We start from the raw sequence: 10881 nt of genomic DNA, 5'->3' as shown, positions 1-10881 counted from the left end.
GTGGTTATGGCGGAGTGAACGCACCCGATCCCATCCCGAACTCGGCCGTGAAACGCTCCAGCGCTGATGGTACTTTGCCTTAAGGCACGGGAGAGTAAGTCGCTGCCAGGTCTGCTAAGCGCATAGAATGAACTTCTCAATAGATTTTTAAAAAACATAAAAATAAAAAATACAATATAATAAAGCGATAATAAGGCGTCGACAAAAAATCGAGCTTATTATATCCTTCGTGACGCGGGGTGGAGCAGCCCGGTAGCTCGTCAGGCTCATAACCTGAAGGCCGCAGGTTCAAATCCTGCCCCCGCAACCAAAGGTCCAAAACTAATAATTCCATAAAAATTACATGTCCTCTGAACATGACACTGCGCTCATGATAGCCCGTGAAAATATAAAAATGTACCTAATGGGAAATGTTATAGAATAAATCTTCACTCAAACTTCCCCCCTTTAGCTGTATAGGCTTGCGGCTTTATAGAAGTTGCAAGAGCACTACGGGTGAAGGATAAAACGTACAAACCGCATAAACACCCATAAAACTATGACGGAAGGGGGGACTTGAAAATCTTCCCTTTCTAAAAAGAGTGCAAAAAATAGCGCTCAACCTAGATTAATCTCAAAAATTCTCCGATGCCTCTCAAATTAACTTGAGAAAAAAAGGCACCATCACCCATACTATATTTGTCCGTCTATATCACATCCAAGGTGCATCCTTGCCAAGCAGCGTTGCTATATGAGGAAAAGTCTTATTGCTACCATCTCGTCTCTCACGAGAGAACTTTCAAAATAAACCTTCATTCTAGATGGATCATAATGGAAGCACCATGGAAGAAGGATAAAACGTACGAGAGTCTAAACATCCATAAAGCTACAGTGAGGGAATGGGGGGACTTGAAAATATTCCCTCTCTAAAAAATGCAATGGCCCATATAGACATGCAACTAAAAAGTTGAACTCACCTTTCTATCTTAAAACCCTACTTCTCAATCCTTCTCTGAAACTACTTGTGCATCACCTCAGTCTCGAGACTTTAAAAATATCCCATCAAGCTCTTCGTAAAGTGTATAAAAATAGTAAGAGATTTCTATCACCCTACACTTAAAACCAATCCTTCCAAAAAAGAGCTATAGTAGTCCTACCACGCTTATTTTGCATAACGCACAAATCCTGTGTACTAGAAGGATTCGAAATGCTTTTATGGAAAGAGCTCATTGCGCTAATAGCAAGGAGAAAAAACGTATAAGGTTCCAAGGATAATGAAGAACTTATCGATGAAGTTTATAATCTTATCTTATTTAATTTCTACTAAATCACCATCAAGCACTATAGGATATTTAGTCGTTTGAAAAAAGGATTTTATTTTTTCAGAGCTTGAGGAGCGAATAAATTGAGATTTCTGCATAAAGCAAACATGGAAAAATTGTGATTTATTGATAATGTCTTTTATCAGATAAGAGGATGAGAGGGATGATAAAAGGGCATTTCTTTCAATATCGTAACGTGAATCAATAAACAATAAAACGCCAACACCGTTCTCAAATTGATTGACTATAATGAGTTGAATATCTGTAGCCGAAAGAGTGCAACCTTGAAGATTTAAGACATTTGTAAAATCGTGTACAGAAATTGAAGTTCCCATAATATTATAAAAAGTTGGTGTTCTTCCTTTCAGGTGTAAGGTATGGCCATGATAGCCACAATCGCATGATTGATCATATGCAATATGAACAACATCACCTGTGGCGTGTTCAAGTAATGGTGCATCTTCAGGATAAAAAACAGAGACAATTAATTCATCATTTTCAGGATTTGACTTTACTTGAATGTGATCATAAAGATGATAAATGTCACCATCAATCTTGGAACACTGGAATCCTATTGGACCAGTTTCTTGGGTGGTAAAGCTAAGAGGTTTAATATCTAATTCAGGGATTATGTCTTTTATTTTCGACACAGATTCAGCTTGAAAGGCTTCTCCAAGATAGAATAGGTTTTTTAGAGTTTTTAATTTTTGCTTCCGAGATATTGTAATAAGTTTATCCGCAAAACTTGGCAGGCATATGATGGTATCGATAGAAAATTCTTCGATAGCTGAACTCAAAGTCTCAAGATCAACCATAGAGGCAAATGGATAATATGTTACTTTGAGCAGTCTACAAATTTCATGTGCAAATAAAAATCCCCCCCATAATCCTCCAGCTGTGAGACAATTTGCAACGGCGTTTACAGAGCAATCTTTAAAGACAGTTTCGAGCTTCTTTGCCGCAGAGTGTGTTACAAACTCATAATTGAGCCATTTATGGCGAAGTGTTTTGGGCACCCTTGTTGTGCCCCCAGTAGCAAAAATTATATGTGACATTGAAGTTCCTTATTTTTTTTAGTTTGCATGAGGCAAAGGCAAGAGGCAAAGGCGGAGGCACCAACAATCATGCAAAAAAGCAAAGCGATATGACTATTGAAATGGCTGATGATCCATCCACTTGTCCATGAGCCTATAGCTTGGCCAATATTTGAAACAACAAGAATATAACTAAAAAGAACACTGGCAGAGAGGGATGTGGTTGTTTTCCCTGCTTGATAGTATATCTCTGGAACCATGACAGATTCATAGACACTGTAGGCAACTAATGCAGGCACAGCGGTAAAGACCCCACTCATGAGGAAAAATGAGGAGAAACTTCCCATAAAGCAGAGAAGATAAAAAGTTGCTTTATCGGAAAGGGTGAGATGTTTATTGATCACCCCCTGCCAGATACAAATGCTGATGCCAACAATTGAAAAGAAAATCCCACTATAAGGAGCGAGAGTGCTATCAAATTTACTGAGAAGTGTTGTGGTGGTGATGAAAATTCCCATGAGGAATGCACAAAGCAAAGCCGTGACCAGCAAATAAGCAATAGAACGATTATGTATTATTGTTTTTAAAGAAGAAAGAAAAGGCTTCTTTGTTTTTTTATCCTTTTCAAGAGATAATGTTTTATGCGGGTAGTGATAAACAATTTGAATGGATAAAACACAAAGATACAAACCAATAAGTGCAAAAAAAGCCATCAAAAAAACTGATGCATTGTATTTTATAGCACTCGTTGCAACGAGAGGGGCTATAACGACAGCAGCGTTTTGAAAAAAAGAATAGAGAGTTAATGCGCGTTTAAGAGTACTTCCATTGAGATGTTCTGATAAAATTTCTCTCAAAAATGGCTTTGAAATTGCTTTCGAAAAAGCCATTAAGGTAAAAAAGATCAACCATGCAGAAGGCATGAGCGATAGGATAATGCACACAAAAGCGGTACTCCTCAAAATAAAGGCGGTAGCCATTAAGAGTTTACGCGAAAATCTTTCTAATAAACCCGTTGTGGTTACCATGAGAATGCTTTCAAGGATTACTGATCCAGCGAGATAAAACGCAACATTGGCAGCTGTTATGAGAGTAGACTTTCCAAGTAAAGGGAGTACAAAGAAAAAGGAAAATTCAGAAAGAAAAACTGCGCTATAGATGAAAAAAGTTATTTTATTTTTGCCCATGGAATTTCCATAGAAGTGTCGTTAAATGATCAAATACATTTTTTTGTATCTGTTGAGGAAGTTTTGTCAGCCCTGTTTCTGCTGTGCACATTTCGTTGAAATAGTATCCTTCTTGATTCACCAGCCAGTCCACTGCAAGAATATTGTTTTTTGTTTTTTCTACGATGTTTTTAGAAATACCGAGCATTTCAGGATAGAATTTTTTCTTGCCATATGCGGTTATAAAAGCTGCTTCAGTAAGAATCGTATTTTTGCCGCCGCGTGCAACATTTCCAATATAACCGTCTCCTTGAGGTGTGCGGAATTTCACAAAACAGAGTTTTCCTGATATGAAGAAAAATCTTACATCCTGTGCATCCTTTACAAAAGGCATTAAAAAATATTCAGAAGAAGAAGTTGAAATCAGATTTCCTATACTCATTGCATGTTGTAATCCATCTGATTTAATGACACCAAATCCCATTCCTGAGCTAACGGGTTTGAAAATAAAAGATTCATATTCTGATGAAAAAAAAGATGTGATTGTAGGTACTGTTTGTTTATGATAGCCACACATCGTGAATGGAAGCACTGGAGCTCCTAGCTTACGTGCTAATGCCATTTGCGCAATCTTATCCCACTCAAGATTTTCTATGCCATAAATGCATTCGTTAAGAAGGTGTGTACCACTTATCCTAAAATAATTTCTTAATGTGAGACTGATGGCTCTTGCTTGTGGGTTTAGATCTGCTTTGGATAAAATATATGCAGAGTGATCTGGATTTAGTGGAATACCTTGATATAAAAAAATAAATTCATCTGCATGATTTGCTTTGATAAGGCAGTCTTCTAATTTTAAAAACTGGAATTTGATGCCTCTTTTATTAAACTCTTCTGTATATTCTGAATAGGAATATTCTATATCTTGTGCGTTGGCATATTCTTCTTGCGCAACAATCCAATAAAGTTCCATTGCTAAATCCTTTTCATGACGATATTTGATAAAGAGAAAATATTTTAATTATTTCATCGACTTTGAGAATGTATAAAGCCGCTAACGATTGATATTGGTGTTGAGTGCGTTTCTTTATTATTTTAGCCATGAGCTGATTAAAACGATCTTGTGGTTTTAGTTGCGTTTGCATGATTTAGAAGAAATCTTTTCTATGTGTTGGTTTCAAAGCCATAGGCTTTAATTGTAATATTGCGGACGCATTTTTATAAGCTGTTATGATCTTAGTGAGCATAAGATAGCTCTATCAATTCATTCATATTTGTTGCAAATGTTTCGAGATCATGTTTAGTATGTGCTGCTGATATCGCCACGCGAATGATGCTTTTCTTTTTAGCTACTGTTGGATACATTGCCGCTGTAACCAAAAAACCGCGCTTTCTTAAATTATATGAGGCGCTTATCGCTTTGTCTTCAGCACCCATAAAGATAGATCTAATGGGACTTAGCGGTTCCTGTACCTCAATGTTGGAGACTCTTTGATCAAAATAAGAGATATTTTCGTGCAGTTTACATTGAAGTTGGTTCATTTCTTGTGAAAGATGAATATCTGCAGAAGCAAGACAAGCTGCTATTCCTGGGAGAGAAGGTGGACCACTAAAAATATAGTTAAGAGCATATTTCTTAATAAAAGATGCAGCTTCTTTGTTGCTAAATGAAGCTGAACCACCATGGGAACCAAATGCTTTTGACAAGGAAGAAATTAAAATAAGATTTTTTTGTATTCTTCTAATAAATGCAGTGTATAACCACAGCCATTTTTTCCGATAATTGAGGTACCGTGCGCATCATCTGCGTAATAGTATCCGTTGTAAAGTTTTGCTAATTCTGTTAATTTTTTAACGTCATTTGCTCCTCCCATAGAACCGAGAGAGTCAGATATCAAAACAGGCGTTCTATTTTGTAATTTACTTTCCTGTAGGTTTTTCTCTAGTGTTGCAATATCTTTAAATGGGATTCTTATATAATTTCCAAATTGTTCAAGTATACCACGTAAAATTTGCACTGATGCGTGCGTTTCTTTATCTATAATCCATACAACACCATTTGCTGTTATAGGATATCCTGGAAGTTCTCCTGAACCTAAGATGGGCATAACTGCAAGATGGGTTGCACCTACGGAATTAAATATAACAGAGTGAGAATCGAGAAAAATGGTGTTTAGCTTTAACTCAAGTTCATCAAATAATATACATTTTGCACGCGTTCGCGCAGCTGCATATTGCACACCAAATCTCTCTACGGAAGACTTTACGGCATCACTTAACGCTGGATGACTTTCTAGCCCTAGATACGAACATGACATAAAATCAATATAAGTCTTTCCTGATTTAGCAACAATACCGCGCCCTGATGTTCGTGCAACAATCGTAAGGTCATTGAGACCTTGATTCCATATTCTCTCCTGATGGTTTTGACTGTTCTTAATCCTATTTGATAACCAATTGACATCCCGCACTCTTGTTCCTCCCCATTGCATCTCTTGCGGAGAGAGCACGCTAATCTCATCTCCATAGATTGTCAACATATGAATGAGATGAATGATTTTATAACCTTTTAATGAAATTATATTTTTTTAGTGGAAGGTTATTCATTCTCTTTTAGCGCATGCGTTGATATTTTCCTCCATGGCGTTGTAAAAAACCCCTCTCAACAAGAGTGCGTCGTAATCGGGCAAAGTCTACCGTAAGGAGGTTGCATATCTTGGAAACTTCCGTTTCGCTATAGATTTTTTCCTTCTGAAAGGCTTGTGCAATTTTTGATAGCATCTCTTCTGTTTCTAAATGGCGGTCGCTTAAATTTTCCCTATTCCGCTCATGTTTATTTTCTAGCATTTTCCACAGTGTTTCTTCGGCTTGAAATCCTTCTGTTGTGTTGTGAATAAGTCCGAGGTTCAAAAGGCGATTGATGGATTTGTGAATGTTTTTCGCATCTGAATCGACATGTTTGAGGACTTCGGAAAGATTTTTCGCACCAAGGATAATGGCGGCATAAACAGCGCGCAGTGTAGGTGAGGTCATGGCAGAGATCAGTGAATTGCGGGTATCGCGTTTGCGAAGGGTTTCTTTTCCCATGGGCAAAATATCATTTCGAATGGGCAATTCATTGATTTCTATGAGTTCTGCTTGTAGCGATTGTGCGCGTACAATTTGTTCGGCAGGGGTGCGTTTACGGATGATACCAAGACCACTCTGGCGATATTTGTGGTTTTCAGGGAGTGTTAAAGCTTCATAGGAACCATCAAGCCGATAGAGGATTTCTTCCCATATGGGAGTTCTGACGCGTCGAACCCGTTGTTCGCCGTTGAGAGCAATTGTTGTTGTCATTGTTGGTTCATGCAAACAAAGATAACCACCAGGAGTGATTTGTTCCCAAAGGGTTATAACAAATCGTACATCATCTGCGGGAGTACCAGCATCAATCCAAGCAAAATCTATAGGCGCCCAAGATTTAAGTGTGCTTTCATCAAGAGAGAAAAAATTCTCATTGATAAATGTTACAGTGTCTTTTTTAACGTTATCTTTAAGAAGTTCTTGCCATACTTCTTCTGCTGATTGACCTTCGGCTGTAAAATCATCAATTGTAATCAGTTGTGGTTCGTAATTTTCAGGAATTCCTGAAGGGTCAAGCAAAGCTGTGCGCTCTTCCCAAGTGGAGGATTCTAAAAGTTTTTTATCTTGTTGCCATGATAATTTCGCTTTTTGAAGTGCTTTTGCGATAAAGCGCGTACTATCACCAGCACCGATTTCAATGACTGTGCGCGGTCTTGCCATTTGAATAAGCGCATGGATAAGTTGAGCACTATTTTCTGTTCCCATGCCAGGTCTTATCAGCTGCATCTTTTTATCCTTATAATTTTATCAATCGCAGCATTCCTGCTTTTACAAAAAACTTTATTGAATCCTCTAGCGGATATTGAATACGTATTGGTGTGGTGGCTTGCTTCAAGAGATGTTTTGTTTTTTCATGAAGCCGGATTGTACGCCCATTGAGTTGATTAATGGCAAGAGTGTCAAGAGAAGAATCTATGATAATACATGTTGGCTCTCGTAAAAGAGCGGTTGCATCATTTTCTGAAAATGCTTTTTGATCTGTTTTGATGAGACCGTGTCGTAAAAGTGATATCAAAAGACTTCCAGAGGCAAGAAGAGTACCATTGAATTGTATTTCCCTCAGTGATTGGACAAGGCAGCCTTCATGAAGTGCTTCAAATGTGGGAAAGTCGAATCCGCCAAATGCCGCTCCTTTTGTAGAAACAACGGTTACAGGTTGTATTTGCCGTTTTCCAATTAAAGCTGGTTTATTTCTCGTTATCTGTACGTCTTTTGCCCATTGAACGCGTGATAAAGGATTGAGTTCACGTGGGTAGACAGCGAAAGAATTGATGGCTATGGGTGGTGTTGGTTTTTGCAATTCAAGTGTATGGGAGCTCTCATGACAATCATGTCGCATATAGTCTGCCAGTTGCCACACATAGCCGCCTGTTCCATTGTAAAAGTTTAAGCCTATAGGGTCTTGTTGCATGATGTTATTGTTTTTTTGCTTTAAAATATCAAGTTTTGGGGAGGGTTGTTAGTTGCTCTACATTAAAGAGTGGTTTATCAAAGTCCTATTGGGTTGGTATGGGGTTGCATGAGAGATACAACGATTTGATCGGGTGGTGATTGTCATGCCATTTTTTGGGCATTGTTTGCTGGCTGGACAAACAGCCGAGTTCACTAACCATTCTCAAATTCTCTCTGTTCCTTTTTTTGTACGGCACTGTTCAAAATAAAACCTAATATGCCTGCGATCATTGTGGCGATGCCGATGACAAAGAGTGTGTATTGTGTGTGATGAACATGGACAAAACCGGCTCCTATAAAGCCAAGGCATACGGATGTTTGTATGATGAAGAGATAGGCGGGCATTTGACTGTTTCGCTGTTCTTTTTGAATGGCTTTCATCATAAAACTTGCCATTAGAGCATTTTGTACGCCGTTTGCACTCCCAAGGATGAAAAATGACAGCATCATCAGCCATATGAGCTGTGTGAGGGAAAAGCAGAAAATTGCAAATCCAATGATTGCCGCAGCCAGTGATGCACCAGCGGCATTGCCAAAGCGATGAAAAAGGCTGGAGAAACAGAGTGGACCAACCACGAGGCCAAGACTTATCATGCTTGTGATTATCCCATAGGTTTCAGCGCTTAAGTTGAGATCAGTACGAATGCGGACAATCGATAAGACGTTGAGAGCAGAGGTGAGGATGATGGTGATGATGAGGGGAAAAAGAGCATAGACAACATTTTTTTTACGCAAGAGACCCGTTAAATCTAGCCCTTTTTTGCTTTTTTGCGTTGTGTTTGTCGTTTGTGTATGAATTTTTAAACTTTTAAAACAGAAGAGAGTGATAAAGGTGGCAAAAAGAACCATGATTGACAGCGCAAACAATCCTCTTTGTCCGTTCGATAGACCATACAACACCCCCCCTAGCAGTGGTCCGGCAATATAGCCAAGATTACGAACTGTTTGGATAACGCGGTTTAGTCGATCTAATTGGTGGTCATTTTTTGCAAGTTCAGGTACAGTAACGAGGATAGCAGACCAAAAAATTGAACCAGCACAACCTAGTGCGAAAGAAAGTGCAATATAAACCCAAAATTGGTTGGCGATTGCAGCTGTGGCTATAAAGAGTGCTTCAAACAATAAAACAATGGGTACTGTTCGCGCTGGTTGGAAGCGATGCAAGAGGCGTGGTGCAATTGGTCCGGCACAAATTGCCCCGATAAGCCCTGCAAACAGCAGCATTGAAATAGAAGCTGTGCTTTCTGCTAAGTGGAGAGCAAATGTGACTTGAGCCGTTTCATCCGCAAAGCTGCTAAGAGCCAAAACGAAAAAAAGCCCAGTTTGGGCGAAAATAATGGATTTTTTCTTTGTCACAACGCCCCCCAAGACGCTAAAGCTTTTACGGTTTTTAAAATGTCCTTTTGCGCTGCATCATATGGTTTATCATTTAATTTCGCGATGTCAATTTTCTTTCCCGATGAAAGTTGAGACAGGAAATACTCTAGATGAGAGTTATACTCAAAACTGGCGCAATGCCCATTTGCAGCGATGAGCAGTTCTTTTGTTTCTAGTAAGGGCACCCATTGCAGGGTAGCGGATGAGCGAAGAGTGATTTCATTTTCAATTTCAGAAATGTCAATAAGGGGGCGACCGACGCATAAACGTGAACTTGTATCGCAAATTAATTGAGAAACCAGCATATGGCGTTTTAAGGTACCATTTGCGATGGCGGAGTTTAGTGCGGAGTGTTGAAAAGCGTTATCAGGGGTAAAATTGGCTCTTCCTGATGCGCGGATATCATGTCGTGTTCGATTATCGAGATGGAGTAAATGCGTGACATAATCCCTATGGTGTTGTGCATCGTGTGCTGTTTCCCAAAAAGCGATATTGATATTTAGAGCAACCTTTTCTCCCGTTTCGGCAACATGGAAAGCGTCATGGGGAAAGTAGGCAACACGATCAGTAAGATTTTGCAGTGCAATTGCTGTTGATTTATGCTCTTCGTATTCAGGATATTTGAGCCCTTGAAGGTCTTTTCGTGTGTTGGGCCACGCAAACATTGTTTTACCATCCTGTAGAGTAAAACCAAAATTATGAGCGTGATCTACATGAACTCCAACATGAGTAGAAGAATATCGACCAATGAAGCAGTCAATATCCACACGTCCACCGGGTCTAAAACCTAAAGAATGTGCTAATTGATCTGCAAATTGTTTTGCCGCATCCCACAGAACAGGGGTTGCAGCGTATAACCCATAATACATGACCGCCCATTCTTGCCCTTTGGCATATTGATCAACGCGGGCAGTATATTCTTCTATAGTCCTATCCGTGTCTAAAACAAGAAAGTTTGGAAGAGGATGTGGACTCCGCACTCCATTAACCACTGTTACTACTTCGGATTTAGGATTAAGAGCCAAGAGTTTATGAGGATGTAGAGCGTATTGTCTTAAAGCATCCAAAACATCCTTTTCATCGAAAGGGATGTGTGAAATTGACAATTCAGCTACTTGCTTAGCCCAAATTTTTTGAGAAAAGCCCTCTGAAAATAACTGAAACATGCTATTAAATAAGCTTAATTTTTAGAGTTGGATGTATAAGCAGATTTGCATCAACAATACATTACTAAACTTCCAGCGAATCATTCATATCAAGCTCACTTTGATAAACTTGAACATCGCTGCGCTGAGCATATTTAACACCCCCCCTTGTTGGCTGAATTTCCTCAGCAGCCAATTCATTAACATCTTTTACTTCATTAAGTGAAACATTCATATATTTCCCCCCTTATAGTTGATAAAAAAATCACTGATAAACAAA

10 protein-coding genes, 1 tRNA gene and 1 rRNA gene (1 of these 12 running past the window's edge) are annotated in these 10881 nt (G+C 39.0%); 2 read left to right on the top strand and 10 right to left on the bottom strand.

The features are described 5' to 3' along the window. Nucleotides 1-111, top strand: a 5S ribosomal RNA gene (gene rrf / locus ACKC4Y_RS06290) (it extends 4 nt beyond the left edge of the window). Nucleotides 112-233: 122 nt separating this feature from the next. Continuing rightward, nucleotides 234-310 (top strand) — tRNA-Met (locus ACKC4Y_RS06285). A 978-nt stretch (nucleotides 311-1288) separates the two neighbouring features. On the opposite strand, the gene ACKC4Y_RS06280 is transcribed toward ACKC4Y_RS06285, so the two are convergent. The 10 genes from ACKC4Y_RS06280 to ACKC4Y_RS06235 all read right to left on the bottom strand — a co-directional run bounded on the left by ACKC4Y_RS06280 (nucleotide 1289) and on the right by ACKC4Y_RS06235 (nucleotide 10836). Beyond that, entirely contained in the window at nucleotides 1289-2356 is a 1068-nt protein-coding gene (locus tag ACKC4Y_RS06280; protein ID WP_409360931.1) for a hypothetical protein, read from the bottom strand. Further along, nucleotides 2344-3522: an MFS transporter gene (locus ACKC4Y_RS06275; RefSeq protein ID WP_409360930.1), complete on the bottom strand. Its 1179-nt coding sequence runs from the start codon at nucleotides 3520-3522 to the stop codon at nucleotides 2344-2346. The genes ACKC4Y_RS06280 and ACKC4Y_RS06275 overlap by 13 nt, the downstream gene beginning before the upstream one ends. Beyond that, nucleotides 3509-4474: an ATP-grasp domain-containing protein gene (locus tag ACKC4Y_RS06270; RefSeq protein WP_409360929.1), complete on the bottom strand. Its 966-nt coding sequence runs from the start codon at nucleotides 4472-4474 to the stop codon at nucleotides 3509-3511. Before ACKC4Y_RS06270 ends, ACKC4Y_RS06275 begins: the two co-directional genes overlap by 14 nt. A gap of 263 nt (nucleotides 4475-4737) precedes the next feature. Continuing rightward, nucleotides 4738-5208 carry a hypothetical protein gene (locus ACKC4Y_RS06265; RefSeq protein ID WP_409360928.1) on the bottom strand — a complete coding sequence of 157 codons (471 nt, stop codon included), beginning with the start codon at nucleotides 5206-5208 and terminating at the stop codon, nucleotides 4738-4740. An 8-nt stretch (nucleotides 5209-5216) separates the two neighbouring features. Then, the gene (locus ACKC4Y_RS06260; RefSeq protein WP_409360927.1) at nucleotides 5217-5972 is read right to left on the bottom strand and encodes a hypothetical protein; all 756 of its coding nucleotides are present in this window, start codon (nucleotides 5970-5972) and stop codon (nucleotides 5217-5219) included. A 142-nt stretch (nucleotides 5973-6114) separates the two neighbouring features. Then, the gene (locus tag ACKC4Y_RS06255; RefSeq protein WP_409360926.1) at nucleotides 6115-7353 is read right to left on the bottom strand and encodes a DUF2087 domain-containing protein; all 1239 of its coding nucleotides are present in this window, start codon (nucleotides 7351-7353) and stop codon (nucleotides 6115-6117) included. Between the two features lie 10 nt (nucleotides 7354-7363). Continuing rightward, nucleotides 7364-8038: a hypothetical protein gene (locus tag ACKC4Y_RS06250; protein ID WP_409360925.1), complete on the bottom strand. Its 675-nt coding sequence runs from the start codon at nucleotides 8036-8038 to the stop codon at nucleotides 7364-7366. Between the two features lie 194 nt (nucleotides 8039-8232). Continuing rightward, nucleotides 8233-9435, bottom strand: a complete 1203-nt coding sequence (locus ACKC4Y_RS06245) for an MFS transporter (protein WP_409360924.1) — start codon at nucleotides 9433-9435, stop codon at nucleotides 8233-8235. Then, nucleotides 9432-10622 (bottom strand): hypothetical protein, encoded by a 1191-nt coding sequence (locus ACKC4Y_RS06240; protein WP_409360923.1) that lies wholly within the window; start codon nucleotides 10620-10622, stop codon nucleotides 9432-9434. The genes ACKC4Y_RS06245 and ACKC4Y_RS06240 overlap by 4 nt, the downstream gene beginning before the upstream one ends. Before the next feature lie 64 nt (nucleotides 10623-10686). Next, nucleotides 10687-10836: a hypothetical protein gene (locus ACKC4Y_RS06235; protein ID WP_375620148.1), complete on the bottom strand. Its 150-nt coding sequence runs from the start codon at nucleotides 10834-10836 to the stop codon at nucleotides 10687-10689. Nucleotides 10837-10881: the final 45 nt, after the last annotated feature.

Source organism: Bartonella heixiaziensis, from assembly GCF_046245125.2.
Taxonomy (GTDB): domain Bacteria; phylum Pseudomonadota; class Alphaproteobacteria; order Rhizobiales; family Rhizobiaceae; genus Bartonella; species Bartonella heixiaziensis.
The sequence above is the reverse complement of the archived record's forward strand: the minus strand, read 5'-3'. Positions and strand labels throughout refer to the sequence as shown.